At 54.8% G+C, this 26,244-nt stretch carries 26 protein-coding genes and 1 tRNA gene; 18 read left to right on the top strand and 9 right to left on the bottom strand.

Annotated elements, in window-relative coordinates:
• The first annotated feature begins 86 nt into the window (after positions 1–86).
• The 12 genes from WM46_RS16785 (at position 87) to mtr (ending at position 13,851) form a co-directional block, all read left to right on the top strand.
• A tRNA-Met gene (locus WM46_RS16785) sits at positions 87–163 on the top strand.
• Between the two features lie 207 nt (positions 164–370).
• Positions 371–823: a ribosome maturation factor RimP gene (gene rimP / locus WM46_RS16780; RefSeq protein WP_043001756.1), complete on the top strand. Its 453-nt coding sequence runs from the start codon at positions 371–373 to the stop codon at positions 821–823.
• A gap of 27 nt (positions 824–850) precedes the next feature.
• A complete protein-coding gene (nusA, locus tag WM46_RS16775; RefSeq protein ID WP_042325113.1) occupies positions 851–2,338 on the top strand; it encodes a transcription termination factor NusA in 1,488 nt (495 codons plus the stop codon).
• Between the two features lie 24 nt (positions 2,339–2,362).
• Positions 2,363–5,053, top strand: coding sequence for a translation initiation factor IF-2 (gene infB / locus WM46_RS16770; RefSeq protein WP_102602869.1), 2,691 nt, complete (start codon positions 2,363–2,365; stop codon positions 5,051–5,053).
• A 213-nt stretch (positions 5,054–5,266) separates the two neighbouring features.
• The gene (gene rbfA, locus WM46_RS16760; protein WP_042998283.1) at positions 5,267–5,668 is read left to right on the top strand and encodes a 30S ribosome-binding factor RbfA; all 402 of its coding nucleotides are present in this window, start codon (positions 5,267–5,269) and stop codon (positions 5,666–5,668) included.
• Positions 5,668–6,612 carry a tRNA pseudouridine(55) synthase TruB gene (gene truB / locus WM46_RS16755; protein ID WP_102602867.1) on the top strand — a complete coding sequence of 315 codons (945 nt, stop codon included), beginning with the start codon at positions 5,668–5,670 and terminating at the stop codon, positions 6,610–6,612. The genes rbfA and truB overlap by 1 nt, the downstream gene beginning before the upstream one ends.
• A gap of 149 nt (positions 6,613–6,761) precedes the next feature.
• Positions 6,762–7,031, top strand: coding sequence for a 30S ribosomal protein S15 (gene rpsO, locus WM46_RS16750; protein ID WP_000059465.1), 270 nt, complete (start codon positions 6,762–6,764; stop codon positions 7,029–7,031).
• A 244-nt stretch (positions 7,032–7,275) separates the two neighbouring features.
• On the top strand, positions 7,276–9,411 hold the full coding sequence (gene pnp / locus WM46_RS16745) for a polyribonucleotide nucleotidyltransferase (RefSeq protein ID WP_061076189.1): 2,136 nt from the start codon (positions 7,276–7,278) through the stop codon (positions 9,409–9,411).
• 109 nt (positions 9,412–9,520) lie between these two features.
• Complete coding sequence (gene nlpI, locus WM46_RS16740; protein WP_042998280.1) at positions 9,521–10,405, top strand: lipoprotein NlpI; 885 nt, start codon at positions 9,521–9,523, stop codon at positions 10,403–10,405.
• A gap of 106 nt (positions 10,406–10,511) precedes the next feature.
• Entirely contained in the window at positions 10,512–10,592 is an 81-nt protein-coding gene (gene yrbN, locus WM46_RS26405) for a protein YrbN (protein WP_010723222.1), read from the top strand.
• The gene (deaD, locus tag WM46_RS16735) at positions 10,585–12,462 is read left to right on the top strand and encodes an ATP-dependent RNA helicase DeaD (protein WP_042998279.1); all 1,878 of its coding nucleotides are present in this window, start codon (positions 10,585–10,587) and stop codon (positions 12,460–12,462) included. Before yrbN ends, deaD begins: the two co-directional genes overlap by 8 nt.
• A 144-nt stretch (positions 12,463–12,606) precedes the next feature.
• A complete protein-coding gene (gene mtr, locus WM46_RS16730; protein ID WP_102602866.1) occupies positions 12,607–13,851 on the top strand; it encodes a tryptophan permease in 1,245 nt (414 codons plus the stop codon).
• 85 nt (positions 13,852–13,936) lie between these two features.
• Here the strand turns inward: mtr and WM46_RS16725 are convergent, their stop codons facing one another.
• The 3 genes from WM46_RS16725 to WM46_RS16715 form a co-directional block, all read right to left on the bottom strand.
• Positions 13,937–14,944: a luciferase-like monooxygenase gene (locus WM46_RS16725; protein WP_102602865.1), complete on the bottom strand. Its 1,008-nt coding sequence runs from the start codon at positions 14,942–14,944 to the stop codon at positions 13,937–13,939.
• Between the two features lie 166 nt (positions 14,945–15,110).
• Positions 15,111–16,007, bottom strand: a complete 897-nt coding sequence (locus tag WM46_RS16720; protein ID WP_071887619.1) for a U32 family peptidase — start codon at positions 16,005–16,007, stop codon at positions 15,111–15,113.
• The gene (locus WM46_RS16715; protein WP_102602864.1) at positions 15,998–16,993 is read right to left on the bottom strand and encodes a peptidase U32 family protein; all 996 of its coding nucleotides are present in this window, start codon (positions 16,991–16,993) and stop codon (positions 15,998–16,000) included. The genes WM46_RS16720 and WM46_RS16715 overlap by 10 nt, the downstream gene beginning before the upstream one ends.
• 220 nt (positions 16,994–17,213) lie before the next feature.
• Between WM46_RS16715 and WM46_RS16710 the strand changes: the two genes are divergently transcribed.
• Both WM46_RS16710 and WM46_RS16705 read left to right on the top strand, forming a co-directional pair.
• Positions 17,214–17,738, top strand: a complete 525-nt coding sequence (locus WM46_RS16710) for an SCP2 domain-containing protein (RefSeq protein ID WP_042325135.1) — start codon at positions 17,214–17,216, stop codon at positions 17,736–17,738.
• Entirely contained in the window at positions 17,732–18,235 is a 504-nt protein-coding gene (locus tag WM46_RS16705) for a GNAT family N-acetyltransferase (RefSeq protein WP_061076194.1), read from the top strand. Before WM46_RS16710 ends, WM46_RS16705 begins: the two co-directional genes overlap by 7 nt.
• On the opposite strand, the gene WM46_RS16700 is transcribed toward WM46_RS16705, so the two are convergent.
• Positions 18,222–18,524, bottom strand: a complete 303-nt coding sequence (locus tag WM46_RS16700) for a GIY-YIG nuclease family protein (RefSeq protein ID WP_102602863.1) — start codon at positions 18,522–18,524, stop codon at positions 18,222–18,224. The two genes, WM46_RS16705 and WM46_RS16700, sit on opposite strands and share 14 nt — an antisense overlap.
• A gap of 52 nt (positions 18,525–18,576) precedes the next feature.
• On the opposite strand from WM46_RS16700, the gene WM46_RS16695 reads away from it, so the two are divergent.
• Positions 18,577–19,020 carry a YhbP family protein gene (locus WM46_RS16695; RefSeq protein WP_102602862.1) on the top strand — a complete coding sequence of 148 codons (444 nt, stop codon included), beginning with the start codon at positions 18,577–18,579 and terminating at the stop codon, positions 19,018–19,020.
• Here the strand turns inward: WM46_RS16695 and yhbO are convergent.
• Positions 19,000–19,518 carry a protein/nucleic acid deglycase gene (yhbO, locus tag WM46_RS16690; protein WP_042325142.1) on the bottom strand — a complete coding sequence of 173 codons (519 nt, stop codon included), beginning with the start codon at positions 19,516–19,518 and terminating at the stop codon, positions 19,000–19,002. The two genes, WM46_RS16695 and yhbO, sit on opposite strands and share 21 nt — an antisense overlap.
• A gap of 128 nt (positions 19,519–19,646) precedes the next feature.
• On the opposite strand from yhbO, the gene WM46_RS16685 reads away from it, so the two are divergent.
• A complete protein-coding gene (locus WM46_RS16685; RefSeq protein ID WP_102602861.1) occupies positions 19,647–20,282 on the top strand; it encodes an NAD(P)H-binding protein in 636 nt (211 codons plus the stop codon).
• 110 nt (positions 20,283–20,392) lie between these two features.
• Positions 20,393–21,430 carry a permease gene (locus tag WM46_RS16680; protein WP_102602860.1) on the top strand — a complete coding sequence of 346 codons (1,038 nt, stop codon included), beginning with the start codon at positions 20,393–20,395 and terminating at the stop codon, positions 21,428–21,430.
• Between the two features lie 129 nt (positions 21,431–21,559).
• On the opposite strand, the gene dolP is transcribed toward WM46_RS16680, so the two are convergent.
• The 4 genes from dolP to WM46_RS16660 all read right to left on the bottom strand — a co-directional run bounded on the left by dolP (position 21,560) and on the right by WM46_RS16660 (position 25,309).
• On the bottom strand, positions 21,560–22,135 hold the full coding sequence (gene dolP / locus WM46_RS16675) for a division/outer membrane stress-associated lipid-binding lipoprotein (protein WP_061076200.1): 576 nt from the start codon (positions 22,133–22,135) through the stop codon (positions 21,560–21,562).
• A gap of 9 nt (positions 22,136–22,144) precedes the next feature.
• Positions 22,145–22,735, bottom strand: coding sequence for a DnaA initiator-associating protein DiaA (diaA, locus tag WM46_RS16670; RefSeq protein ID WP_023246631.1), 591 nt, complete (start codon positions 22,733–22,735; stop codon positions 22,145–22,147).
• A 166-nt stretch (positions 22,736–22,901) separates the two neighbouring features.
• Complete coding sequence (locus tag WM46_RS16665) at positions 22,902–23,297, bottom strand: YraN family protein (protein ID WP_102602859.1); 396 nt, start codon at positions 23,295–23,297, stop codon at positions 22,902–22,904.
• Positions 23,255–25,309 (bottom strand): penicillin-binding protein activator, encoded by a 2,055-nt coding sequence (locus WM46_RS16660; protein ID WP_102602858.1) that lies wholly within the window; start codon positions 25,307–25,309, stop codon positions 23,255–23,257. The genes WM46_RS16665 and WM46_RS16660 overlap by 43 nt, the downstream gene beginning before the upstream one ends.
• A 64-nt stretch (positions 25,310–25,373) precedes the next feature.
• On the opposite strand from WM46_RS16660, the gene rsmI reads away from it, so the two are divergent.
• Positions 25,374–26,237 carry a 16S rRNA (cytidine(1402)-2'-O)-methyltransferase gene (gene rsmI, locus WM46_RS16655; RefSeq protein ID WP_102602857.1) on the top strand — a complete coding sequence of 288 codons (864 nt, stop codon included), beginning with the start codon at positions 25,374–25,376 and terminating at the stop codon, positions 26,235–26,237.
• The last annotated feature ends 7 nt before the right edge of the window (positions 26,238–26,244 follow it).

Below are 26,244 nucleotides of genomic sequence, written 5' to 3'. Positions count from 1 at the left end.
CAGATTTTACGTCCCGTCCTCGGTACCAAATCCCAGCAGTATTTGCATCTTTTACCCAAAACGAGTAAAATTTGCCACGTTTCAGGCGCGGGGTGGAGCAGCCTGGTAGCTCGTCGGGCTCATAACCCGAAGGTCGTCGGTTCAAATCCGGCCCCCGCAACCACTTTCCCTTAGAGTTCTTTTTCAAATATACTGTGAAGACTATGGCCTTCGTAGCTGGATTTGAAAAAAATTCTTTCGGAAGGTTCTCCAGACCGCAGTTGCGGTTATAGGGTTCAGTTATCTAAAGCCCCGATTTATCGGGGTTTTTTGTTATCTGACTACAGAATAACTGGGCTTTAGGCCCTTTTTTTATGTCTTGGGGGTGGGCTTGTCCACATTAGAGCAAAAATTAACAGAGATGATTACAGCGCCAGTTGAAGCCTTAGGTTACGAGCTGGTCGGCATCGAATTTATTCGCGGTCGCACATCCACACTGCGCATCTATATTGATAGTGAAGATGGCATCAATGTTGATGATTGTGCTGATGTGAGCCACCAGGTGAGCGCAGTTCTGGACGTCGAAGATCCTATTACTGTGGCTTACAACCTGGAAGTCTCCTCACCGGGTCTCGACCGCCCAATGTTCACTGCTGAACACTATGTGCGTTTCCTGGGTGAAGAAGTTTCGCTGGTACTCCGCATGGCGGTACAGAATCGCCGTAAATGGCAGGGCGTTATCAAAGCGGTAGATGGTGAAATGATCACCGTCACAGTCGAAGGAAAAGATGAAGTGTTCGCGCTGAGTAATATCCAGAAGGCGAACCTGGTTCCCCACTTTTAACAGTCTGGATGAGGTGAAAAGCCCGCGATGAACAAAGAAATTTTGGCTGTTGTTGAAGCCGTATCCAATGAAAAGGCGCTGCCACGCGAGAAAATTTTTGAAGCGTTGGAAAGTGCGCTGGCTACAGCGACAAAGAAAAAATATGAACAAGAGATTGACGTTCGCGTAGAAATCGATCGTAAAAGCGGTGATTTTGACACTTTCCGTCGTTGGGTGATTGTTGAAGAAGTGACCCAGCCGACGAAAGAAATCACGCTGGAAGCCGCGCGTTTTGAAGACGAAAGCCTGAACCTGGGCGATTACGTTGAAGATCAGATTGAATCTGTGACCTTTGACCGTATCACTACCCAGACCGCAAAACAGGTTATCGTACAGAAAGTTCGTGAAGCTGAACGCGCGATGGTTGTCGATCAGTTCCGTGAACACGAAGGTGAAATCATCACCGGCGTGGTGAAGAAAGTGAACCGCGACAACATCTCTTTGGATCTGGGCAGCAATGCTGAAGCTGTGATCCTGCGTGAAGATATGCTGCCGCGCGAAAACTTCCGCCCTGGCGACCGTATTCGTGGCGTTCTTTACTCTGTTCGCCCGGAAGCACGTGGCGCACAGCTGTTCGTGACGCGCTCCAAGCCGGAAATGCTGATCGAACTGTTCCGCATTGAAGTGCCGGAAATTGGCGAAGAAGTGATTGAAATTAAAGCAGCCGCTCGCGATCCGGGTTCCCGTGCGAAAATCGCGGTGAAAACCAACGACAAGCGTATCGACCCGGTCGGCGCGTGTGTCGGTATGCGTGGCGCACGCGTTCAGGCGGTTTCGACCGAGCTGGGCGGCGAGCGCATCGATATCGTCCTGTGGGATGATAACCCGGCGCAGTTCGTGATTAACGCTATGGCGCCTGCTGACGTTGCGTCTATCGTGGTGGATGAAGATAAACACACCATGGATATCGCCGTTGAAGCCGGTAACCTGGCGCAAGCAATTGGACGTAATGGTCAGAACGTCCGCCTGGCTTCACAATTAAGCGGCTGGGAACTCAACGTGATGACCGTTGATGACCTCCAGGCTAAACATCAGGCTGAAGCACATGCCGCGATCGATACCTTCACCAAATATCTCGATATTGATGAAGAGTTCGCCACTGTTCTGGTTGAAGAAGGGTTCGCAACCCTGGAAGAACTGGCCTACGTGCCAATGAAAGAACTGCTGGAAATCGATGGCCTTGATGAGCCAACCGTTGAAGCATTGCGCGAGCGTGCTAAAAACGCACTGACCACTCTGGCACTGGCCCAGGAAGAAAGCCTCGGTGATAACAAGCCGGCTGACGATCTGCTGAATCTGGAAGGATTAGATCGCGATATGGCCTTCAAACTGGCTGCCCGTGGTGTTTGTACGCTGGAAGATCTCGCCGAACAGGGCATTGATGATCTGGCTGATATCGAAGGGTTGACCGACGAAAAAGCCGGTGAGCTGATTATGGCTGCCCGTAATATTTGCTGGTTCGGCGACGAAGCGTAATAAACTGTAGCAGGAAGGAACAGCATGACAGATGTAACCGTAAAAGCGCTGGCCGCAGAGATACAGACCTCCGTGGATCGCCTGGTACAGCAATTTGCTGATGCCGGTATCCCGAAGTCTGCTGATGACTCTGTGTCCGCACAAGAAAAACAGACTTTACTGGCGCACCTGAACCGTGAAAATGGTTCTGGCCCGGATAAGCTGACGCTGCAGCGTAAAACGCGCAGCACCCTGAACATTCCAGGTACCGGTGGAAAAAGCAAATCGGTACAAATCGAAGTCCGCAAGAAGCGCACCTTTGTGAAACGTGATCCGCAAGAGGCCGAACGCCTTGCCGCGGAAGAGCAAGCGCAGCGTGAAGCGGAAGAGCAGGCCCGTCGTGAGGCAGAAGAAATGGCCAAACGCGAGGCGCAACAAAAAGCTGACCGTGAGGCCGCAGAACAAGCTAAGCGTGACGCCGCTGATAAAGCGAAACGCGAAGCTGCGGAAAAAGACAAAGTGAGCAATCAACAGACTGACGATATGACCAAAACCGCCCAGGCCGAGAAAGCCCGCCGTGAGAATGAAGCTGCAGAGCTGAAGCGTAAAGCGGAAGAAGAAGCACGTCGCAAGCTTGAAGAAGAAGCGCGCCGCGTAGCGGAAGAAGCTCGCCGTATGGCGGAAGAGAATGCAGGCGTGTGGGCTGAGCAGGAAAAAGTGGAAGAAGATAAGAGCGATTATCATGTCACCACTTCTCAGCACGCTCGCCAGGCCGAAGACGAAAACGATCGTGAAGTGGAAGGCGGCCGTGGCCGTGGTCGCAACACGAAAGCGGCGCGTCCGGCGAAGAAAGGCAATAAACACGCTGAATCCAAAGCTGACCGTGAAGAAGCGCGTGCCGCGGTTCGCGGTGGTAAAGGCGGCAAACAGCGTAAAGGTTCCGCACTGCAGCAGGGCTTCCAGAAGCCAGCTCAGGCCGTTAACCGTGACGTTGTGATTGGCGAAACCATCACCGTTGGCGATCTGGCGAACAAGATGGCGGTTAAAGGCTCTCAGGTCATCAAAGCGATGATGAAGCTGGGTGCAATGGCGACCATCAACCAGGTGATCGACCAGGAAACCGCACAGCTGGTTGCCGAAGAGATGGGACACAAAGTTATCCTGCGTCGTGAGAACGAGCTGGAAGAAGCCGTAATGAGCGACCGTGATACGGGTGCTGCGGCTGAACCGCGCGCACCGGTTGTGACCATCATGGGTCACGTTGATCACGGTAAAACGTCTCTGCTGGACTACATTCGTTCAACGAAAGTGGCCTCTGGCGAAGCGGGCGGCATTACCCAGCACATCGGTGCTTACCACGTTGAAACCGACAACGGTATGATCACCTTCCTGGACACCCCGGGTCACGCCGCGTTTACCTCCATGCGTGCTCGTGGTGCGCAGGCAACGGATATCGTGGTTCTGGTTGTTGCAGCAGATGACGGCGTGATGCCGCAGACCATCGAAGCTATTCAGCACGCGAAAGCGGCGGGTGTGCCGGTTGTGGTGGCGGTGAACAAAATCGATAAGCCGGAAGCCGATCCGGATCGCGTTAAAAACGAACTGTCCCAGTACGGCATTCTGCCGGAAGAGTGGGGCGGTGAGAGCCAGTTCGTCCACGTTTCTGCAAAAGCAGGTACCGGTATCGACGAACTGCTGGATGCGATCCTGCTGCAGGCCGAAGTTCTCGAACTGAAAGCGGTCCGTAAAGGGATGGCGAGCGGTGCGGTTATCGAATCCTTCCTGGATAAAGGTCGTGGTCCGGTTGCTACCGTACTGGTGCGTGAAGGTACGCTGCACAAAGGCGATATCGTACTGTGCGGCTTCGAATACGGTCGCGTTCGTGCGATGCGTAACGAACTGGGTCAGGAAGTACTGGAAGCGGGTCCGTCCATTCCAGTGGAAATCCTGGGTCTGTCTGGTGTTCCGGCTGCCGGTGACGAAGTCACTGTGGTACGTGACGAGAAGAAAGCACGTGAAGTTGCGCTGTATCGTCAGGGCAAATTCCGTGAAGTGAAACTGGCGCGTCAGCAGAAATCCAAACTCGAGAACATGTTCGCCAACATGACCGAAGGCGAAGTTCACGAAGTGAACATCGTGCTGAAGGCCGACGTTCAGGGCTCTGTGGAAGCGATCTCCGACTCCTTGCTGAAACTGTCTACCGACGAAGTGAAAGTGAAGATCATCGGTTCTGGTGTCGGTGGTATCACCGAAACCGACGCGACCCTGGCTGCGGCGTCCAACGCGATTCTGGTTGGCTTCAACGTCCGTGCTGATGCCTCTGCACGTAAAGTGATCGAAGCAGAAAGCCTGGATCTGCGCTACTACTCCGTCATCTATAACCTGATCGACGAAGTGAAAGCGGCGATGAGCGGTATGCTGTCTCCGGAACTGAAACAGCAGATCATCGGTCTGGCTGAAGTTCGTGATGTGTTTAAATCACCGAAATTTGGTGCCATCGCGGGCTGTATGGTTACCGAAGGGACGATCAAACGTCACAACCCAATCCGCGTCCTGCGTGACAACGTGGTTATCTATGAAGGCGAGCTGGAATCCCTGCGCCGCTTCAAAGATGACGTTAACGAAGTCCGTAACGGCATGGAATGTGGTATCGGCGTGAAGAACTACAACGACGTTCGCGTTGGCGATATGATCGAAGTGTTCGAGATCATCGAGATTCAGCGTACGATCGCATAATCTTCGTCGTCTTTCGGGCCGCCACTGCGTTGGCTACGTGCGTTCACCCCGGTCACATAGTTATCTATGCTCCCGGGGATTCACGCCCTTGCCGCCTTGTTGCAACCCGAAATACTTAGAAGATGGTTTTGCGTAGGCCGGGGAAGCGAAGCGCCACCCGGCAATAATTTTTAAAAGGGGCTCAAGGCCCCTTTTTTGTCTGGAGAATTTATTATGGCGAAAGAATTCGGTCGCCCGCAGCGCGTGGGACAGGAGATGCAAAAAGAAATCGCAATCATCCTGCAGCGCGAAATTAAAGACCCGCGTCTGGGCATGATGACCACCGTTTCCGGTGTCGAAATGTCACGCGATCTGGCGTATGCCAAAGTGTATGTCACCTTCCTGAATGACAAAGATGAAGACGCTATCAAGGCGGGCATCAAAGCGTTACAGGAAGCGTCCGGTTTCATCCGTAGCCTGCTGGGTAAAGCGATGCGTCTGCGTATCGTGCCGGAACTGACCTTCTTCTACGATAACTCGCTGGTGGAAGGGATGCGCATGTCCAACCTGGTGACCAACGTGGTTAAACATGACGAAGAACGTCGTGTAAACCCGGACGACAGCAAGGAGGACTAATGAGTCGTCCTCGTCGTCGTGGTCGCGACATTCATGGTGTCCTGCTGCTGGATAAGCCGCAGGGCATGTCCAGCAATGACGTACTGCAAAAAGTCAAACGCATCTATAACGCCAACCGCGCCGGGCATACCGGAGCGCTGGATCCGTTAGCGACCGGCATGCTGCCGATTTGCCTCGGGGAAGCGACCAAGTTTTCGCAGTATCTGCTGGATTCTGACAAGCGTTATCGGGTGATTGCCCGTCTGGGACAGCGTACAGACACGTCCGATGCCGATGGGCAAATCGTGCAGGAGCGCCCGGTCACCTTCACCCCTGAGCAATTGGCTGCCGCGCTGGACACGTTCCGCGGTGATATCGAGCAGGTGCCGTCGATGTATTCGGCGCTGAAGTATCAGGGCAAAAAACTGTACGAGTACGCGCGCCAGGGCATTGAAGTGCCGCGTGAAGCCCGACCGATTACCGTTTACGAGCTGCTGTTTATCCGTCATGAAGGAGATGAACTGGAGCTGGAAGTGCACTGTTCGAAAGGCACCTATATTCGTACTATTATTGACGATCTGGGTGAGAAACTGGGATGTGGCGCGCACGTAATCTTCCTGCGTCGTTTGACGGTCAGCAAATATCCGGTGGATCGTATGGTCACACTGGAACGTCTGCGTGAAATGGTCGAACAGGCGGAGCTACAGGGGATCCCGGCAGCACAACTGCTTGATCCGCTGTTGATGCCGATGGACAGTCCAGCTTCGGACTACCCTATCGTTAATTTGCCGCTAACCTCTTCGGTTTACTTCAAAAACGGTAACCCGGTTCGTACAAACGGCGCGCCGCTGGAAGGGTTAGTCCGTGTCACGGAAGGTGATGACGGTAAATTTATCGGTATGGGCGAGATCGACGACGAAGGTCGGGTGGCTCCTCGCCGATTAGTGGTGGAGTATCCGGCGTAGCACGGGTTCGTCTTGCGATAAGAAGGCGCTACGAGTAGAATACTGCCGCTTAACGTCGCGTGAATTTTTTAACAGTTCACCTGGCGTACACTGGGAACGCTGAATTAGAGATCGGCGTCCTTTCATACTTAATACTTTGGAGTTTTAAAATGTCTCTAAGTACTGAAGCTACAGCTAAAATCGTTTCTGAGTTCGGTCGTGATGCAAACGACACCGGTTCTACCGATGTTCAGGTTGCTCTGTTGACTGCACAGATTAACCACCTGCAGGGCCACTTTGCAGAGCACAAAAAAGATCACCACAGCCGTCGTGGTCTGCTGCGCATGGTTTCTCAGCGTCGTAAACTGCTCGACTACCTGAAACGTAAAGATGTTGCACGCTACACCGCGCTGATCGAGCGTCTGGGTCTGCGTCGCTAATTCTTGCGAGTTTCGTAAAAGGGGGCCTTCATGGCCCCTTTTTTCAAGCAGATGGCAGCAATTCACTGGAAACTATTGTATTGTTGCTATGAATGATCTTCCGTTGCAGAGGTTCGCGCGGCTAATGAGAGGCTTTACCCAATTTCGTATGGGTTAGGGTTGTCATTAGTCGCGAGGATGCGCAGAAGATCGGGTATTAACGGCGATTCAGTCTGTGTCGCCAAAAATTTGAAAGGATATTATTTTGCTTAATCCGATCGTTCGTAAATTCCAGTACGGTCAGCATACCGTCACGCTGGAAACCGGCATGATGGCCCGTCAGGCCACTGCCGCTGTTATGGTTAGCATGGATGACACTGCGGTATTCGTGACCGTTGTCGGCCAGAAAAAAGCGAAGCCGGGCCAGGACTTCTTCCCGCTGACCGTTAACTATCAGGAGCGTACCTACGCTGCTGGCCGTATCCCAGGTAGCTTCTTCCGTCGTGAAGGCCGTCCAAGCGAAGGCGAAACCCTGATCGCGCGTCTGATTGACCGCCCGGTTCGCCCGCTGTTCCCGGAAGGTTTTGTGAACGAAGTTCAGGTTATCGCCACCGTCGTTTCCGTTAACCCGCAGGTTAACCCGGATATCGTCGCGATGATCGGTGCCTCTGCTGCACTGTCTCTGTCTGGTATTCCGTTTAACGGCCCAATCGGTGCGGCACGTGTGGGTTATATCAATGACCAGTACGTACTGAACCCGACTCAGGACGAGCTGAAAGAGAGCAAGCTGGATCTGGTGGTTGCTGGTACCGAAGCCGCCGTGCTGATGGTTGAGTCCGAAGCAGAACTGCTGAGCGAAGACCAGATGCTGGGTGCTGTCGTGTTTGGTCACGATCAGCAGCAGGTTGTTATCAAAGAAATCAACGAACTGGTGAAAGAAGCCGGTAAACCACGTTGGGACTGGCAGCCAGAAGCCGTCAACGAAGCGCTGAACGCGCGCGTTGCTGCGCTGGCTGAAGCGCGCCTGAGCGACGCTTACCGCATCACCGACAAACAAGAGCGTTATGCTCAGGTTGACGTGATCAAGTCTGAAACCATCGCGACGCTGGTGGCAGAAGATGAATCCCTGGACGCTAACGAACTGGGTGAAATCCTGCACGCAATCGAGAAAAACGTGGTTCGTAGCCGCGTACTGGCCGGTGAGCCGCGTATCGATGGCCGCGAAAAAGACATGATTCGTGGTCTGGACGTACGTACTGGCGTACTGCCGCGTACCCACGGTTCCGCTCTGTTCACCCGTGGCGAAACTCAGGCGCTGGTTACCGCGACCCTGGGTACCACCCGTGATGCGCAGAACCTCGACGAACTGATGGGCGAGCGTACTGACAACTTCCTGTTCCACTACAACTTCCCTCCGTACTGCGTCGGCGAAACCGGCATGGTAGGTTCTCCGAAGCGTCGTGAAATTGGTCACGGTCGTCTGGCGAAACGCGGCGTGCTGGCAGTGATGCCGGATCTGGATAAATTCCCGTACACCGTTCGTGTGGTTTCTGAAATCACCGAATCCAACGGTTCTTCTTCCATGGCTTCCGTGTGTGGTGCCTCCCTGGCGCTGATGGACGCAGGCGTGCCGATCAAAGCGGCCGTTGCGGGTATCGCGATGGGTCTGGTGAAAGAAGGCGACAACTACGTTGTTCTGTCTGACATCCTGGGCGACGAAGATCACCTGGGCGATATGGACTTCAAAGTTGCGGGTTCCCGTGACGGTATCTCTGCTCTGCAGATGGATATCAAAATTGAAGGTATCACCAAAGAGATCATGCAGGTTGCTCTGAACCAGGCTAAAGGTGCGCGTCTGCACATCCTGGGCGTGATGGAACAGGCGATCAATGCGCCACGCGGCGACATTTCTCAGTTTGCACCGCGTATCCACACTATCAAGATCAGCCCGGACAAAATCAAAGACGTGATCGGTAAAGGCGGTTCTGTTATCCGTGCGCTGACCGAAGAAACCGGCACCACCATCGAAATCGAAGATGACGGTACCGTGAAAATCGCAGCAACCGACGGTGAAAAAGCGAAATACGCAATTCGCCGTATCGAAGAGATCACCGCAGAAATCGAAGTAGGCCGTATCTACAACGGTAAAGTGACCCGTATCGTTGACTTTGGTGCGTTCGTTGCCATCGGCGGCGGTAAAGAAGGTCTGGTACACATCTCGCAGATCGCAGATAAGCGCGTAGAGAAAGTGACCGATTACCTGCAGATGGGCCAGGAAGTACCGGTTAAAGTTCTGGAAGTTGATCGCCAGGGCCGTGTACGTCTGAGCATTAAAGAAGCAACTGAACAATCTCAGCCAGCGGCTGCACCGGAAGCTCCGGCTAGCCAGCAGGGCGAGTAAGGTTGCCATTTGCCCTCCGCGGTTGCGGAGGGCTTTTAACCTGGCAGGACGCCTTGTTAGCAACCGGGGAACAGGACGTTCAATTAATCGTTGTCTTCGGGAGTGGGAAATGAAGCCTTTTTTGCGCTGGTGTTTCGTGGCAACAGCACTCACGCTGGCTGGATGCAGTAACTCCACCTGGCGTAAGAGTGAAGTCCTCGCAGTACCATTGCAACCGACTTTGCAGCAGGAAGTGATTCTGGCACGCATGGAACAAATTCTTGCCAGTCGGGCTTTAACCGATGACGAACGCGCACAGCTTTTATATGAGCGCGGAGTGTTGTATGATAGTCTCGGTTTGAGGGCATTAGCGCGAAATGATTTTTCACAAGCGCTGGCAATCAGACCTGATATGCCTGAAGTATTCAATTACTTAGGCATTTATTTAACGCAGGCAGGCAATTTTGATGCTGCCTATGAAGCGTTTGATTCTGTACTTGAGCTTGATCCAACTTACAACTACGCGCACTTAAATCGCGGTATCGCATTGTATTACGGCGGTCGCGACAAGTTAGCGCAAGATGATCTGCTGGCGTTTTATCAAGACGATCCCAATGATCCTTTCCGCAGCCTGTGGCTTTATCTCGCTGAGCAGAAGCTCGATGAGAAGCAGGCGAAAGTCGCGCTGAAACAGCGCTTCGAGAAATCGGATAAAGAACAATGGGGATGGAACATTGTCGAGTTCTACCTGGGCAACATTAGCGAAGCAACGCTGATGGATAGGCTCAAGGCGGACGCAACGGATAACACCTCGCTCGCTGAGCATCTCAGTGAAACCAACTTCTATTTAGGTAAGTACTACCTAAGTCTGGGGGATTTGGACAACGCTACGGCATTGTTCAAACTGGCGGTGGCTAACAACGTTCATAACTTTGTTGAGCACCGATATGCATTGTTGGAATTATCGCTCCTGGGCCAGGACCAAGATGACCTGGCAGAATCGGACCAGCAATAGCTGACGTACACATCAGCCCGTAATCTTTTTTGATTGCCATCACCTTCACGGGTGAGGGCGTTGTTGTTCGTTAATACACCTACTTTGAGCCGGTTCACACTTTTCAATGAAAATTGCAGATCAATTTCATGATGAGTTATGTAGACTGGCCGCCATTAATTTTGAGGCACACGTACTACATGGCTGAATTCGAAACCACTTTTGCAGATCTGGGCCTGAAGGCTCCTATCCTTGAAGCCCTTAACGATCTGGGTTACGAAAAACCATCTCCAATCCAGGCAGAGTGCATTCCGCATCTGCTGGGCGGTCGCGATGTTCTGGGCATGGCCCAGACCGGTAGCGGCAAAACGGCAGCGTTCTCTTTACCGCTGCTCAACAATCTTGATCCTGAGCTGAAGGCACCTCAGATTCTGGTGCTGGCACCGACCCGCGAACTGGCGGTTCAGGTAGCCGAAGCCATGACGGATTTCTCTAAACACATGCGCGGCGTGAACGTGGTTGCCCTGTACGGCGGCCAGCGTTATGACGTGCAGTTACGCGCCCTGCGTCAAGGGCCGCAGATCGTCGTCGGTACGCCGGGTCGTCTGCTTGATCACTTAAAACGCGGTACCCTGGATCTGTCTCGTCTGAGCGGTCTGGTACTGGACGAAGCCGATGAAATGCTGCGTATGGGCTTCATCGAAGACGTTGAAACCATCATGGCGCAGATCCCGGAAGGTCATCAGACCGCTCTGTTCTCTGCCACCATGCCGGAAGCGATTCGTCGCATTACCCGCCGCTTCATGAAAGAGCCGCAGGAAGTGCGCATTCAGTCCAGCGTCACGACTCGTCCGGACATCAGCCAGAGCTACTGGACTGTCTGGGGCATGCGTAAAAACGAAGCGCTGGTGCGTTTCCTGGAAGCGGAAGATTTTGATGCGGCGATTATCTTCGTTCGTACCAAAAACGCGACTCTGGAAGTGGCTGAAGCGCTGGAGCGTAGCGGCTATAACAGCGCTGCGCTGAACGGCGACATGAACCAGGCACTGCGTGAGCAGACCCTGGAACGTCTGAAAGACGGTCGTCTGGATATCCTGATTGCAACCGACGTTGCGGCCCGTGGCCTGGACGTTGAGCGTATCAGCCTGGTCGTAAACTACGATATCCCAATGGATTCCGAGTCTTACGTTCACCGTATCGGTCGTACCGGTCGTGCGGGTCGTGCAGGCCGTGCGCTGCTGTTCGTTGAGAACCGCGAGCGTCGTCTGCTGCGTAACATTGAACGCACGATGAAGCTGACCATTCCGGAAGTTGAACTGCCGAACGCAGAACTGCTGGGCAAACGTCGTCTGGAAAAATTTGCGGCTAAAGTACAGCAGCAGCTGGAAAGCAGCGATCTGGATCAGTACCGTGCGCTGCTGGCGAAACTGCAGCCGACGGCGGAAGACGAAGAGCTGGATATCGAAACCCTGGCTGCCGCTCTGCTGAAGATGGCGCAGGGCGAACGTCCGCTGATTCTGCCGCCAGATGCGCCGATGCGTCCGAAGCGTGAGTTCCGCGACCGTGACGATCGTGGTCCGCGTGACCGCAACGATCGTGGCCCGCGTGGCGACCGTGAAGACCGTCCGCGTCGTGAACGTCGTGACGTTGGCGATATGCAGCTGTACCGCATTGAAGTGGGCCGTGATGATGGTGTTGAAGTTCGTCATATCGTTGGCGCGATTGCAAACGAAGGCGACATCAGCAGCCGTTACATTGGTAACATCAAGCTGTTCGCTTCGCACTCCACCATCGAACTGCCGAAAGGCATGCCGGGTGAAGTACTGCAGCACTTTACGCGCACTCGCATCCTGAACAAGCCGATGAACATGCAGCTGCTGGGCGATGCACAGCCGCACACTGAACGTCGTGGCGGTGGTCGCAGCTTCGGTGGCGAGCGTCGTGAAGGCGGTCGCGGTTTCGGCGGTGAGCGTCGTGAAGGCGGTCGTGGTGATGGTCGTCGTTTCAGCGGTGAACGTCGCGAAGGTAGCCGTGCCCCACGTCGTGAAGAAGGTTCCAGCCGTCGTCGTGACGCGTAAAACTTCTTGCTTACTGATGTAAAGTAATAGATACAGCCCCGGTAAAATTATCGGGGCTTTTTTTATTTCATTCGTACTATTGTACTGGTACAGTGCAGCACATTAAAATGCGGCCACAACATTATTCGCTGGAGAAATCGCTAAATGGCAACACTAACCACCACCCAGACATCACCTTCGCTGCTCGGCGGCGTGGTGATCATCGGCGGCACCATTATCGGCGCAGGGATGTTCTCTCTGCCGGTGGTCATGTCCGGTGCGTGGTTTTTCTGGTCAATGGCGGCGCTGGTTTTTACCTGGTTCTGCATGCTGCATTCCGGTTTGATGATCCTCGAAGCAAACCTCAACTATCGTATTGGTTCAAGCTTCGACACCATCACCAAAGATCTGCTGGGCAAAGGCTGGAACGTGGTCAACGGTATTTCTATTGCCTTCGTGCTCTATATCCTGACCTACGCTTATATTTCCGCGAGCGGTTCTATTTTGCACCATACCTTCAGCGAAATGTCGCTGAATGTACCTGCGCGTGCGGCAGGGTTTGGCTTTGCCCTGCTGGTGGCGTTTGTCGTGTGGTTGAGTACCAAAGCGGTGAGCCGCATGACGGCGATCGTGCTGGGTGCGAAGGTCATTACTTTCTTCCTGACTTTCGGCAGTCTGCTCGGGCACGTCACGCCGACAACGCTGTTTAACGTCGCGGAAAGTCACGCCTCTTATACGCCGTACCTGTTGATGACGCTGCCGTTCTGTCTGGCTTCGTTTGGCTACCACGGTAACGTCCCAAGCCTGATGAAATACTACGGTAAAGACCCGCGCACCATTGTGAAGTGCCTGGTGTACGGCACGCTGCTGGCGCTGGTGCTGTACAGCGTCTGGTTGCTGGGGACGATGGGAAACATTCCTCGTCCTGAGTTTATCGGTATCGCGCAGAAGGGCGGCAATATTGATGTGTTGGTGCAGGCGCTAAGCGGGGTGCTGAACAGTCGCAGTCTGGACCTGTTGCTGGTGGTGTTCTCCAACTTTGCGGTGGCGAGTTCATTCCTCGGCGTTACGTTGGGACTGTTTGACTATCTGGCGGATCTGTTTGGTTTTGACGATTCGGCGCTGGGGCGCTTCAAAACGGCGCTGCTTACCTTTGTTCCGCCGATTGTCGGTGGGTTGTTGTGGCCGAACGGATTCCTGTATGCCATTGGCTACGCAGGACTGGCGGCGACCATCTGGGCCGCGATTGTGCCGGCGCTGCTGGCTCGCAAGTCACGTCAGCGCTTTGGCAGCCCGAAATTCCGTGTCTGGGGTGGTAAGCCGATAATTGTCCTGATTCTGGTTTTCGGTGTCGGTAACGCGCTGGTACACATCCTGTCGAGCTTTAATTTATTACCTGTGTATCAGTAACCAAAATGCCCGGTGGCGCTACGCTTACCGGGCCTACAGGAATTGAGTAGGCCGGATAAGGCGAAGCCGCTATCCGGCAAAAAAACTACCCCACCAGCTCCTCTTTCACATCTATCGCCAGATCAAACGAGTGCAGACGCGCCTGATGATCAAAAATCTGCCCGTTAACCATGATCTCGTCCGCCTGGGTTTCACGCAGAATTGACTCCAGTCCGTGGCGTACTTTCGTTTTATCGCCCACCAGCGACATGCTCAGCGCCTGCTGTACACCGTACTGCTCTGACGGCGACCAGAACTGATCCATATTTTGAATCGGCGCCGGGAGCTGGCCCGTTTCACCACGCCGCAACTTGACGAAAGCCTGTTGCATCGAGGTGAACAGATACTCCGCATCACGGTTGCTGTCGGCGGCAATGATGTTGATGCACACCATGGCATACGGTTTTTCCAGCCGTGCTGATGGCCGGAACTGCGTGCGGTACAGATGCAGCGCCTGGAACAGCATATCCGGTGCGAAGTGGGAGGCAAAAGCGAACGGCAGGCCAAGCTGTGCGGCTAACTGTGCGCTGTAGAGGCTGGAGCCTAACAGCCAGACCGGGATCTTCTCGCCGTAGCCAGGCACCGGGCGTACCTGCGGATTGGGATCGCGCGCGTCAAACCAGTCCACCAGCTCAGCGACGTCGCGAGGGAAGTTATCGATATCGCCGCCCATATGACGACGCAGGGCTCGCATTGTCGGCTGGTCGCTGCCCGGCGCGCGTCCTAGGCCGAGATCAATGCGTCCCGGATAGAGCGTATTCAACGTACCGAACTGCTCGGCGATCACCAGCGGTGAGTGATTGGGAAGCATGACGCCGCCGGAACCGAGGTGCAACGTGCGGGTGTTGGCGGCCAGATAGCCGATCAGCACTGAAGTTGCGGCACTGGCGATACCGGTCATATTGTGGTGTTCCGCCAGCCAGTAGCGATGGTAGCCCCGTTTTTCCGCGAGACGGGCAAGATCCAGCGAGTGCGAGAACGCCTCTTTTGCTGAGGATCCGTCAGGAATCGGCGCCAGATCCAGCACCGAGAAAGGAATGGTTTTGTCAGTCATAACGGCTCACTTTGTCATCGGCATATTTTTTAATAGTGCATTAAAAAATGATAACCGTAGTTAACAAAGTGAGCTTTATAAAACGCGTGGCGGACAGAAAATACCTGATGATCAGGCCTGGAGTTGGCCGGATAAGGCAGTTATGCCGCCATCCGGCAGAGAGGCATCAGGCCTGCAATTCCAGACCGGCCAGGCGTTTCCAGTAACCGTTACAATCACTGTGTGCTTCAAGGGCCAGAGGCGATGCGCCATTTTCATTGGCGCGGAAGGCGTCGAGCATAGCGAATGTTTCGGTTCCCAGCGGTGACAGACGCACGATATCCACCAGACCCTGCATTGACGTCAGTTCGTTACCCAGATTGTAGATATAGCCGCTCATGGTCTGAATGCCATTGAGGACGAACACCTGTTGATTTTCCTGAGAGAGCACGTCGCGGCCATTCGGGTACTTGATGCAGCAGGTTTCGCATTCATCTTTCGGCCGGTCTTCCGAGCGAGCGGTAAAGCAGCGAGCGGAGTAAGCCAGCGGCAGATGCCCGTAGCTCAGGACTTCCACTTCAAACTGCTGGCGAATCCCCAGTTCATCACACTGATTGAGCAGGTTCATCAGCCAGTCGCGGGACAGTTCTACCGGCATACACCAGCGCACCATCCCGTGTTTGAGCAGCAGGCGCAGCGTGACCGCGTTGTAGCAGTTCAGCGCGTGTCCGGCGACAAACGGGAGTTTGCGGTCGGCGCACATATTCACCACGCCAAGATCGCTGGCCTCCAGCAAAAAGTCGCCGTTTTCGACATAACGCTTCAGCTCATTCAGCTCAGAAGAGGCTTGCACCAGCGCCAGCGTTGAAAGCACCACCTGCTTGCCGCTACCGGCGAGCGACTTCGCCATATCCAGCCAGTCGCCGACTTTCGTGGCGCGGCGTTTGCTGCACACCGCTTCGCCGAGATAGATAACATCCGCGCTGCTGGCGGCGGCCTGCTGATAGAAGTCTTCCAGCGTCTCTTTCGGCCAGTAGTAAAGCACCGGCCCTAAGGAATATTTCATTGCTTTTCTCACTGCCATTTACGGTGATACGCGCCGAGCGTCGTCTGAGTGCCTTCGGACATCGCGCCGAGCGTCTCCATCCAGGCTGCCTGCGGCGCATAGTTTTGCGGGTCGGCCATGCAGCGGTCGATCGCCTGACGCCACACTTTCGCGACCTGGCTGACATAGGCCGGGCTGCGCTGACGGCCTTCGATTTTCACCGAGGCAATATTCGCTGCCAACAGTTCCGGCAGCAGTTCCAGCGTGTTCAGGCTGGTTGGTTCTTCCAGTGCGTGGTAACGCTCGCCATCAACCAGATAACGACCTTTACACAGCGTCGGATAACCGGCGTTTTCCCCGTCCTGATAGCGGTCGATCAACACTTCATTCAGGCGAGATTCCAGCCCCTGCGGCGTCTGCTGCCAGCGCACAAAGCGGGCAGGGGAGCAGGCGCCTACCGTATTGGGAGATTCACCGGTTAAATAGGACGAGAGGTAACAGCGACCTTCCGCCATAATGCATAGACTGCCGAAAGCAAAAACTTCCAGCGGTACGGGCGTCACGCGGGCAAGCTGTTTCACCTGATGAATCGAGAGCACGCGTGGCAGGACGACGCGGGCAACATCAAAATTGCGGTGATAAAAGTTGATCGCTTCTTCATTCGTTGCCGAAGCCTGAACAGAGACATGGCGCTCAATATGCGGATAACGAACTGCGGCATACTCAAGCATCGCGAGATCGGCAAGGATCAGCGCATCCGCGCCCAGTTGCGCGGCCATATCCACCGCGTGCTGCCAGCGGGCATAACCGTCCGGATGCGCAAAGGTGTTAATGGCGATGTGCAATTTACGGCGGTGTTGATGGACAAAACTCACCGCTTCCTGCAATTTCTTCTCGGTAAAGTTAAGGCCGGCGAAGTGGCGGGCGTTGGTATCATCTTTAAGCCCGATATAAACAGCATCAGCGCCGTTTTCGATGGCCGCCTTAAGCGCCGGGAGATTTCCGGCAGGGCAGAGCAGCTCCATAATTTATCCTGAAGATTGCGCCGCCTGGGACGCATAATTGTTAACGAACAAGGATTTTAGTTAACCTTGCTGCGACAATTTTTGATTTAAGGCAGTTAAAGTCGTATTGATATCAGTAATAAAGAGGTAGAGATTTCGTACGCAATTGTTGATTTACGCCGCTATGTCGTTTATCTGATATGGCAAAATAGCAGGATAATTGAAACAGGGAGTAAAGCTCGTGTTAGATAAGCTGCGTTCACGCTTAGTACATTTCGGTCCGTCTCTGATGAGTGTGCCAGTTAAACTGACGCCCTTTGCACTGCAACGCCAGGTTCTGGAACAAGTCCTGAGCTGGCAGTTTCGCCAGGCCCTGGCAGACGGTGAACTGGAATTCCTGGAAGGCCGTTGGTTAAGCATTACGGTTCGCGATATCGGCCTGAAGTGGTATACCTCAGTCGAGAATGACAAACTGATCGTCAGCGAGGATGCGCAAGCCGACGTGAGTTTTAGCGCTGATGCCAGCGATCTGTTGATGATCGCCGCGCGTAAGCAGGATCCGGATACGCTCTTCTTCCAGCGCCGCCTGGTGATCGAAGGGGATACGGAGTTAGGGTTGTATGTGAAGAACCTGATGGATGCCATTGAGCTGGAGCAGATGCCCAAAGCGTTGCGCGTTATGCTGCTGCAACTGGCAGATTTTGTTGAGGCGGGCATGAAATACTCGCCAGAAACCAAACAAACATCGGTAGGTGAACCATGCTGATTCGAGTAGAAATTCCCATTGACGCCCCCGGCATTGATGCCCTGCTGCGTCGTTCATTCGAAAGCGATGCGGAAGCAAAACTGGTTCACGATCTACGTGAAGATGGTTTTCTGACGCTCGGTCTGGTCGCCACCGACGATGAAGGTCAGGTGGTGGGGTACGTGGCATTCAGCCCCGTCGACGTGCAGGGTGAAGATCTGCAGTGGGTCGGTATGGCACCGCTGGCCGTCGATGAAAACTACCGTGGGCAAGGTCTGGCGCGCCAGCTGGTCTATGAAGGACTGGATTCGCTCAACGAATTTGGCTATGCCGCCGTGGTCACCCTGGGCGATCCGGCACTGTACAGTCGCTTTGGTTTTGAACTGGCCGCCCATTACGATCTGCATTGCCGCTGGCCGGGCACCGAAAGCGCGTTCCAGGTACACCGTTTAGCGGAAGACGCGCTAAGCGGCGTGACGGGACTGGTCGAGTATCACGATCACTTTAATCGTTTTTAAGCGCCGGGGTTTGCAGGTCATTCAGTAACGCTGCAAACCCTTCGCCTTCTGCAACCAGCCGTTCTTTTTGCCGCTTGGTGAGTCTTTTGACCCGGTATTCTGCGCGTAACGCCAGTGAACGATCGCCAACCGGTGCGGAAAATGCCAGCGTCAGCTCCCCTTTTCCCCGTAGCGCCTTCGCGCCTTTACCCCGTTGATGCTGCTGGTAGCGGCGCGCTACGTCGGTCGTGATCCCGGTATACAGGGCATTGTCGGCGGTACGGATCAGATAAAGATACCAGGGTGTCATCGTGGCCTTCGGCGTGTTACGTTTCTGGCATCCAGTATAAAAGAGAACCGAGATGGAAACACTCACTGCGATCAGTCGTTGGCTGGCGAAACAACACGTTGTGACCTGGTGCGTGCATCATGAAGGCGAACTGTGGTGTGCAAATGCGTTTTATCTCTTCGACGCTAAAAAGGTCGTTTTTTATCTGCTGACGGAAGAGAAAACGCGGCATGCGCAGATGTCAGGCCCGCAGGCCCCCGTAGCGGGAACGGTAAACGGTCAACCCAAAACGGTCGCATTGATTCGCGGCGTGCAGTTTAAAGGCGAGATTCGTCAACTGACAGGGGAAGAAAGCGACGCCGCGCGACAGGCCTATCTCCGCCGCTTCCCGGTCGCCAGAATGCTGTCAGCGCCAGTATGGGAAATCCGCCTGGATGAACTCAAGTTTACCGACAACACCCTGGGCTTTGGTAAAAAGTTGGTTTGGTTACGTCAGTCAGGCACCGAGGATACGTAATGCTTCGCGATTGAACGCCGGCAGATCGTCAGGGGTACGACTGGTTACCAGTTGGTCTTTATCAACCACCACTTCCTGATCGTAAAATTCCGCACCCGCGTTTTTCACATCGATAATGATCGGTTTCACCGCTGTGAGTTTACGACCACGAATGACATCGGCGCTGATCAGTAGCTGTGGCCCGTGGCAGATGGCGAAGACCGGTTTACCGGTGTTCACGAAATCACGCGTAAAGGTGACGAAGCGATCGTCACCTCTCAGGTAATCCGGTGAGTGACCGCCAGGTAACAGCAGGGCATCAAAATCAGCAGGCCGGACCTCATCAATCGCTTTATCAATGGTGACGCTGGCCTCGCCCTTTTTGCCTTTCACCGTTTTACCCGCCTGTTTTTCAATCGTAATGACCTCATGCCCGGCCTGGCGAAATTCTGCAGCGGGTGAGGTGAATTCTGAATCCTCAAACTCGTCAGTGATCAAAACGGCAATCTTCTTACTCATGCGTCCTCCGCGATATTGGCATTGGATAAGGCAATTTTTCCATGATGATGGATAATTACACCGTGAACTAATAAGCCTGGTCGATGAGACTGAGGGCGCAAGGCGGACTATTCTGGAAAGGGGTGAGGATGAGTCAGGTACTGATTACCGGAGCAACCGGGTTGGTTGGCGGACATTTACTGCGGATGCTGCTTAATGAACCGAAGATCCATTCCATTGCCGCGCCGACGCGACGCCCGCTGGCGGATATGCCTGGCGTCCATAATCCCTACGATCCGCAACTGACCGATGCGCTGGCGCAGGTCACCGATCCTGTCGATATTGTTTTTTGCTGCCTGGGCACGACCCGCCGGGAAGCCGGCAGTAAAGAGGCGTTTATCCATGCCGACTATACGCTGGTGGTCGACACCGCGTTGACCGGCCTCCGTCTGGGCGCACAGCATATGCTGGTGGTGAGCGCGATGGGGGCCAACGCCCATTCGCCGTTTTTCTACAACCGTGTAAAAGGTGAGATGGAAGAGGCGCTAATCGCGCAAGATTGGCCAAGGCTGACGATTGCGCGTCCATCGATGCTGCTCGGCGACCGGACCCGACAGCGGTTCACTGAAACCCTTTTTTCGCCGTTGTTTTGGCTACTACCGGGCAACTGGAAGTCAATTGACGCGCGGGACGTGGCGCGCGCGATGCTGTCAGAAGCGCTGGCGCCTGAACACGACGGCGTGACGATCCTGACCTCGTCTCAACTGCGGGAAAGAGCCGCCTGACGCGTGAATCGTAGGCCAGACAAGGCATCCGGAAAATATAACGTTTCCAAACATTTCCCAAAGGCGTAGTATTCCCCGGCTTATTACTCTCATACTCCCTGGGGAATGCTATGGCTGGTCAGTCTTCATCTCAGGCGGCAACACCGTTTCAATGGTGGAAACCCGCTCTTTTCTTTCTCGTCGTCATCGTCGGTCTCTGGTATGTGAAATGGCAGCCTTATTACGGGAAAGCCTTCACCGCCGCAGAAACTCACAGCATCGGTAAATCTATTCTGGCGCAGGCTGATGCGAACCCCTGGCAGGCGGCCTGGGATTATGCAATGGTCTATTTCATTGCGGTCTGGAAGGCAGCGGTATTGGGGGTGATCCTCGGCTCGCTGATTCAGGTTCTGATCCCGCGTGACTGGCTGTTACGTACGCTCGGGCAAGCGCGTTTTCGCGGCACGCTGTTCGGGACGCTTTTCTCCCTGCCCGGCATGATGTGCACCTGCTGTGCCGCACCGGTGGCGGCGGGGATGCGTCGCCAACAGGTTTCGATGGGCGGGGCACTGGCTTTCTGGATGGGGAATCCGTTATTAAATCCGGCGACGCTGGTGTTTATGGGCTTTGTCCTCGGCTGGCATTTCGCGGCGATCCGTCTGGTCGCCGGACTGGCGATGGTGCTGGTAGTGGCGACGCTGGTACAAAAATGGGTGAAAGAGCCTCCGCAGACTGCGTTGCCGGTGGAAATCACGCAGCCGGACGCACAGGATGGGTTCTTTGTTCGCTGGGGCCGCGCGCTATGGACGCTGTTCTGGAGCACTATTCCGGTCTACATTCTGGCGGTGCTGGTACTGGGTGCTGCGCGTGTCTGGCTGTTCCCGCATGCGGATGGGGCGATCGATAACAGTCTGCTGTGGGTGATTGCGCTGGCGGTAGCCGGTTGTCTGTTTGTGATCCCGACCGCAGCAGAAATCCCGATTGTGCAGACCATGATGCTGGCAGGGATGGGGACTGCGCCTGCGCTTGCACTGTTGATGACATTACCCGCCGTCAGCCTGCCGTCGCTGATCATGCTACGTAAAGCGTTCCCGGCAAAAGCGCTGTGGTTAACGGCGGTGCTAGTGGTTATCACTGGCGTGATAGTGGGGAGTCTTGCGCTGATATAAAAAAGGTATGCCGGGGGCGCTTCGCTTACCCGGCCTACGGCCGTACATTCTGTCGAATGCCGGGGCGCTTCGTTGATACATTCTGTAGGCCGGATAAGGCGTTTACGCCGTCATCCGGCACACAAGGACTTACTTAATAAACGTAAACGCGGTGGTCACGCGCTTCACGCCGCTGACCCGGCTGGCGATATCCGCAGCCGCTTTTGCTTCACGTTCGGTCACCAGGCCTAACAGGAACACTTCACCGTTTTCGGTTGTCACCTTCACGTTTGAAGATTTAACCTGGTCGCTGGTCAGTAACTGAGAGCGTACTTTGGTGGTGATCCAGGTGTCGTTCGAGGCGGTGCCCATGCCAATCGGCTCACCCTGACGGATCTCGTTATAGACTTCGGTGGTACCATCGACGCCCATAGCAATCTGTTTGGCGCGTGAGGAGAGCTCGCTATTCGGCGACTGGCCGACCAGCAACACTTTACCCTGATAAGCCGTCACGTTAATTCGCGTTTCTTTCTTGATCTGCGCATCTTTCGACAGCGCACTGTTGACGCGGACTTCCAGGGTTCCATCGTCCACCTGAGTGCCTACACTACGTGGGTCTGTTGCTGCTTTGGTACCAACGGCGGCTGTACCGACAACAGCGGCGGCCACACAACCTTGCAACAGCAGAGCAGAAATAAGGACTGCGATTGGCGATAAAGCCTTCATGTGTACTCCTTAATCATCCTGGTGGGGGAAAAGCGTGTTATCGATCAGATCGCACAGGCAGTTTACCGTCAGCATATGCATTTCCTGAATGCGCGCGCTGTGATGCGAAGGGATGCGGATCTCAACATCCTGTGGCCCTAACAGTCCAGCCAGTTCACCCCCGTCATACCCGGTCAATGCCACAATCGTCATGTCTCGCGTGACCGCTGCTTCCACGGCCTTCACGATATCGCGGCTGTTACCGCGCGTCGAGATGGCCAGTAAGACATCACCCGCATGACCCAACGCCCGAACCTGTTTTGCATACACTTCGTCATGCAGACGGTCGTTGGCAATCGCTGTTAAGACCACATTATCCGTATTTAGTGCAATCGCAGGTAAACTGGGACGTTCTGTTTCAAAACGGTTGATCATGCTGGCAGCAAAATGCTGTGCGTTGGCAGCGGATGTCCCATTACCACAACAGAGAATTTTGTTGCCATTGAGCAGTGAATGAACCAGCGTCATGGCGGCACGAGAGATAGCATCCGGGAGGGCTTCTGCTGCGGCAATTTGAGTTTGAATGCTTTCGGTAAAGCAGACTTTAATTCTGTCTAACACGCTAATCCTTAAGAGCTAACTCATTAGGTTATTTTATTTGCCATTTCAGACCAGGGCAGTACTCACACTCCTCACGTACGACCAGTACGCTCCGGCGGTTCCGCGCTGTCCGTGTCCAGGCTGACTGCAACAATATACGCCCAATGGGTCTGCTCTGAATCTTCAATTATGAGCAGTCAGTAAACGCATTCCTGAACCACTCAACATCATTTCCGGTGAAGGCTAACACATCGAACCGGCAATCCACAGTATCAAAACTCCCATTGTGGCGCGCGAGCCACAAGCGGGCAGCCTGTAATAATTTGCGTTGCTTGCTGCGCGTCACACTGGCAGCGGCGCCACCGAACGCCGTAGAGCGTCGGTAGCGAACCTCAATAAAGACGGTTGTCTTGCCATCACGCATAATCAGGTCGATCTCGCCGCCGCGTTCATGCACGTTGGCGGCGATGAAATGCAGTCCCTTGCACTCCAGCCAGCGACGCGCAGTGGTTTCCCACGCGTCACCGGCCTGTTTACTCGTTAACTGGCGGGGACAATCTGCCCTTGCTGGTACTGGAGCCATGATAACTTCCTGTTAATCACACAATCCTGACTGGCGGTCAGCGCGCCGGTATTCCCATTAATTTCGAAGCCCTGTACCTGACGCATCTGGGAGAAATGGTTTGCCAGCGACCAGGCGTCCACGCCCATCGCATACATGCGCGCCAGCGAGTAGTCGTTATTCACAGCGCCGAGCGCCTGCTGCATCAGCGACGGGTTTGCGCCCGCCAGCATCGGGATCTCGCTGTACTGCAGGCCATCCATTTCCAGACGGAAGTCCGGACCGGCATTTCCCTGCGCGCTGCGCGAACTGGCGTACAGCGTTGCACCGCTCTGGCTACCGTTGCGCATGGCGATCATCGGCTTGATGAAGGCGATCTCATTGGGCGTTGCCAGAATATACACGGCGTCCACACGCCCACCGTTACCGCTGATTTGCGCATCCGTAGGCGGCGCTGGAATGGTTAAATTGCCAATGGTGACGCCAGGTTGAGACGGTGTGCCCGCGGCAACCGGGCTACCGGTTAAGGCAATGCCGGAACCGCCGTTAACGCCCATACGCAGTTCCGCGGTTGAGCCAAATTTCTGCTGCAACACCGTACCGCCACCCAGTTTTTGCCACTCCTGGGCAAAGGCGTTAGCAACACGATCGCCAAGCGCGCTACGCGGGATCAGCAACAGCGGCGACTGTTTACCCTGTTCACGGATATGGCGCGCGGCATCACGCGCTTCATCTTCCGGTGAGAGGGCGAAGTAGCAGATGTTTGCCCGGCTCTGTACCGATTCCGGCTGGTTTAGCGCCAGTACATTCAGCGGGGTGTTACTTTTGATCAGTTCGTCGACGTTGTTTTTCAACAGCGGGCCGACCACGATGCTTGCGCCATCCTGCTGAACCTGCGTCAGGATCTGATCGAGCGGTTGGGCGCTGGTGTCATAAATTTTCAGTTCAGCAGATGGATTTGCCGCCGCGCTTGCGGTGGCTGGTTGCGCCGGCGTTGCCTGCGGTGCGCTGACCGGCGCCGGCTGTTCAGCCTGCTCGTCGTGGGTCAAATCGCTCACCGACGCCTGGGAAGGACTGGCGACGCCATCGGTTGGCTGCGGCTGCGGGTCTGCCGGCGTTGGGGCAGCGACCGGAGCCGGTTGCGCGGCGGGCTGTGCGTCAACAGGTTGCGTACCGAGATTCTTGGCCGCTTCAAAGCCCTGTTGGATCGTGCGACCAAATACGGCAGCCTGACCGTTCAGCGGCAGCAGCAAGGCAATTTTGCTGGTTGAGGCGGGTTTAAAGCTCTGCACATTGACCAGTTGAGTGGGCAGCAGTTTTGCTCCCGGGTTTTGCGGATAGCGTTTTTGCCAGTCGGCAATACCGGCTTTCATCATGTCCGGATCGCTGCGGTTATCAAACCAGACGCGTTGCAGATCCAGCCAGCCCTGCAGCACGTTTTCATCGGCATTGATCACCAGCGCCTGGGCCTGTTCCTGCGTCATGGCAGACAGTGCTTGCCAGGTGGCGTCCATGTTTTTCTGTTTATCTTTCTCGCTGAGCAGCGGCTCCTGAGCTATCAGGGCACGCAGTAGCGCGAGTGACGGGCGACCCTGGCTGGCGTCAATCTGCGCCTGCCAGTAGCGAGCCTGTTGATGTTGCTCAAAATCAGACGGGGTGAGCTTATCCAGCAGCGCCTGCGCGCCGGCAAAATCTTTCTGTGCCAGTTTGATCTCAACGGCTAACAGCGATTGTTCCCGACGCTGGGTATCATTCAGATCCTGCGGCAACTGATTAAACAGGTCGATAGCCTGCTGGCTTTTGCCTTCTTTCAGCAGTGCACGAATGGCGAGTAATTGCCAGTTGGTCTTGCTATCATTTGCGCTTTGCTGCATCTGTTGCAGATAAAAGCCGGAATCAGCTTGCGCTGTGCCCTGCATATGGGCAGTGCTCTGATCGGGCGCCTGGGTGCCACAGCCGGCGAAAATCAGGGCTGCCAGAACGATGGGCAGACAGCGCGCGGCTTTTAAACGAGAGAATGTTAAGGGTACCATACTGTATCCAGTGATATTTTTTATACGCAATGCTCAATATTAAATCGGCAATACGGACGACACAATGACACAACACGAATCGGCGGAGAATTCTCGCGGCCAACTCTTTATTGTACCTACTCCAATCGGGAATTTGTCTGATATTACCCAACGAGCCCTCGAAGTGTTACAAGCCGTTGATTTAATTGCCGCGGAAGATACTCGTCATACCGGATTATTATTGCAGCATTTCGCGATTAATGCCCGATTGTTCGCCCTGCACGATCATAACGAGCAGCAAAAAGCGGAAACGCTGGTGGCGAAGCTGAAAGAGGGGCAGAACATCGCGTTGGTTTCCGATGCCGGAACGCCGCTGATCAACGATCCGGGGTACCACCTCGTGCGTACCTGTCGTGAGCAGGGCATCCGTGTCGTGCCGTTGCCGGGGCCCTGTGCGGCGATAGCTGCATTAAGCGCGGCGGGGTTGCCGTCCGATCGCTTCTGCTATGAAGGTTTTTTACCGGCGAAATCAAAAGGACGCCGTGACGCGCTGAAAGCTATCGAAACCGAGCCGCGTACGCTGATTTTCTATGAATCCACCCATCGCCTGTTAGACAGTCTGGAAGATATGGTCGCGGTGTGGGGCGAATCCCGTTATGTGGTGCTGGCGCGCGAGCTGACCAAAACCTGGGAGACGATCCACGGCGCACCGGTGGGTGAACTGCTGGCGTGGGTTAAAGAGGATGAAAACCGGCGTAAAGGCGAGATGGTGCTGATTGTAGAGGGGCACAAGGCGCAGGAAGATGAACTGCCCGCCGATGCCCTGCGCACCCTTGCGTTGTTACAGGCCGAGTTGCCGTTGAAGAAAGCCGCGGCGCTGGCGGCTGAAATCCACGGCGTGAAAAAGAACGCCCTGTACAAACATGCGCTGGAGCAGCAGGGGGCGTAAATTCAAC

The organism is Citrobacter freundii complex sp. CFNIH2, from assembly GCF_002880615.1.
Classification (GTDB): domain Bacteria; phylum Pseudomonadota; class Gammaproteobacteria; order Enterobacterales; family Enterobacteriaceae; genus Citrobacter_A; species Citrobacter_A amalonaticus_F.
The sequence above is the reverse complement of the archived record's forward strand: the minus strand, read 5'-3'. Positions and strand labels throughout refer to the sequence as shown.

Bases quoted from the DNA above. Each gene is read 5' to 3' on its own strand.
- WM46_RS16715 (WP_102602864.1), bottom strand. From the start codon at position 16,993: ATGGAGCTGCTCTGCCCTGCCGGAAATCTCCCGGCGCTTAAGGCGGCC.
- nlpI (WP_042998280.1), top strand. From the start codon at position 9,521: ATGAAGCCTTTTTTGCGCTGGTGTTTCGTGGCAACAGCACTCACGCTG.
- dolP (WP_061076200.1), bottom strand. From the start codon at position 22,135: ATGAAGGCTTTATCGCCAATCGCAGTCCTTATTTCTGCTCTGCTGTTG.
- WM46_RS16665 (WP_102602859.1), bottom strand. From the start codon at position 23,297: ATGGCTCCAGTACCAGCAAGGGCAGATTGTCCCCGCCAGTTAACGAGT.
- mtr (WP_102602866.1), top strand. From the start codon at position 12,607: ATGGCAACACTAACCACCACCCAGACATCACCTTCGCTGCTCGGCGGC.
- rsmI (WP_102602857.1), top strand. From the start codon at position 25,374: ATGACACAACACGAATCGGCGGAGAATTCTCGCGGCCAACTCTTTATT.
- yrbN (WP_010723222.1), top strand. From the start codon at position 10,512: ATGAAAATTGCAGATCAATTTCATGATGAGTTATGTAGACTGGCCGCC.
- WM46_RS16720 (WP_071887619.1), bottom strand. From the start codon at position 16,007: ATGGCAGTGAGAAAAGCAATGAAATATTCCTTAGGGCCGGTGCTTTAC.
- truB (WP_102602867.1), top strand. From the start codon at position 5,668: ATGAGTCGTCCTCGTCGTCGTGGTCGCGACATTCATGGTGTCCTGCTG.
- WM46_RS16705 (WP_061076194.1), top strand. From the start codon at position 17,732: ATGCTGATTCGAGTAGAAATTCCCATTGACGCCCCCGGCATTGATGCC.
- rbfA (WP_042998283.1), top strand. From the start codon at position 5,267: ATGGCGAAAGAATTCGGTCGCCCGCAGCGCGTGGGACAGGAGATGCAA.
- WM46_RS16725 (WP_102602865.1), bottom strand. From the start codon at position 14,944: ATGACTGACAAAACCATTCCTTTCTCGGTGCTGGATCTGGCGCCGATT.
- WM46_RS16660 (WP_102602858.1), bottom strand. From the start codon at position 25,309: ATGGTACCCTTAACATTCTCTCGTTTAAAAGCCGCGCGCTGTCTGCCC.
- WM46_RS16700 (WP_102602863.1), bottom strand. From the start codon at position 18,524: ATGACACCCTGGTATCTTTATCTGATCCGTACCGCCGACAATGCCCTG.
- WM46_RS16695 (WP_102602862.1), top strand. From the start codon at position 18,577: ATGGAAACACTCACTGCGATCAGTCGTTGGCTGGCGAAACAACACGTT.
- yhbO (WP_042325142.1), bottom strand. From the start codon at position 19,518: ATGAGTAAGAAGATTGCCGTTTTGATCACTGACGAGTTTGAGGATTCA.
- nusA (WP_042325113.1), top strand. From the start codon at position 851: ATGAACAAAGAAATTTTGGCTGTTGTTGAAGCCGTATCCAATGAAAAG.
- rpsO (WP_000059465.1), top strand. From the start codon at position 6,762: ATGTCTCTAAGTACTGAAGCTACAGCTAAAATCGTTTCTGAGTTCGGT.
- WM46_RS16680 (WP_102602860.1), top strand. From the start codon at position 20,393: ATGGCTGGTCAGTCTTCATCTCAGGCGGCAACACCGTTTCAATGGTGG.
- deaD (WP_042998279.1), top strand. From the start codon at position 10,585: ATGGCTGAATTCGAAACCACTTTTGCAGATCTGGGCCTGAAGGCTCCT.
- infB (WP_102602869.1), top strand. From the start codon at position 2,363: ATGACAGATGTAACCGTAAAAGCGCTGGCCGCAGAGATACAGACCTCC.
- WM46_RS16685 (WP_102602861.1), top strand. From the start codon at position 19,647: ATGAGTCAGGTACTGATTACCGGAGCAACCGGGTTGGTTGGCGGACAT.